The 1,316-nt window shown below is 27.6% G+C and carries 1 protein-coding gene; it reads left to right on the top strand.

Translation table 11 applies throughout. The annotated features are described in order from the left end of the window. Nucleotides 1-1,316, top strand: a 1,316-nt coding sequence (locus tag ABFX13_RS14505; protein ID WP_346047219.1) for a chemotaxis protein CheA, incomplete at both ends; no start/stop codon positions are given.

Consider the following 1,316-nt stretch of genomic DNA (forward strand, 5'->3'; position numbering starts at 1 on the left):
TTTGGTGTAGTAAATTCAATTGAAAATATGTGTTCTTTTATAAAAACTGTACCTGAAGATTTAATGGGTGAATGTGATGATATTATAATCAAAGATGGATTTATTTTATATGTAAAAACTGAAGAAGAAAAATCTGTACTTGAAAAACCTATTAAAGAAACTATGTTTTTAGAAAGCTTTGAAATAAAAGAAGTCACAGATAAAACTGAACTAGAAAATATTTTTGGAAAAGTTAACTTAAGCACTAATAATGATAATGAAAATGATGATGTAGAAGTTATTGACAATACATCAAAAGAAGAATTGGAAGTAGAGGAAAAAGCAAAAGAAGAGATAAAAGAAATAAAAGAAGAGCCTAAAAAAGAAGAAATTGTTAAGGCAGATACTGATAAAAAAATAGAAAAAGAAGTTAAAAAAGAAAAGAACACTAAAAAAGAAAACAATCATACACATAATAAAAATAGTTATTTAACTGTAAATATTAGTAAAGTAGATACTTTAATGAATTTAGTTGGAGAAATTGTTACTACTGAATCTATGGTAGAAAAACAGTCACAACTAGAAAACTTTGATAGAGATCTTTTTGAAAAGCAAGCAAGAAGATTACATCAACTAACAAATGAACTACAAGATGTAGTTATGTCAATTCGTATGGTTCCAATTTCTTCTACCTTTACAAAAATGCAAAGAGTTGTAAGGGATATGAGTAGAAAAACAGGAAAATCAGTAGATTTAAAGCTAATAGGTGAGCAAACTGAAGTAGATAAAAATATTTTAGAAAATATATCAGATCCTTTAATGCATATGGTAAGAAATAGTATGGATCATGGTATCGAGACTCCTGAAGAACGTAAATTGACTTCAAAGCCAGAAAAAGCAACTGTAACATTAGAAGCAAAAAATACTGGTGGAGATGTTGTTATTATTATTAAAGACGATGGTAGAGGATTAGATAAAGAATCTATTGTAAAAAAAGCAATTGAAAAAGGCATTACAAATAAAAATATTGAAGATATAAGTGATAAAGAAGCCTATAACTTTATCTTAGCACCAGGATTTTCTACTAAAGAAGCTGTAAGTGAATACTCTGGTAGAGGTGTAGGAATGGATGTTGTATATACTAACATTCGTAAACTAAGAGGTTCTATTAGTATAGATAGTGAAAAAGGAAAAGGAACAATGATTATACTTCGTATTCCTTTAACACTAGCAATAGTAGATGGTATGAAGGTAAAAATAGGAGATGAAATATATATTATTCCAGCCTTAAATATAAAGGAAGTATTTAGACATGGGGCTTATGAAATAGTTCAAAA

The sequence above is a fragment of the Paraclostridium tenue genome (assembly GCF_039521565.1).
GTDB lineage: Bacteria > Bacillota > Clostridia > Peptostreptococcales > Peptostreptococcaceae > Paraclostridium > Paraclostridium tenue.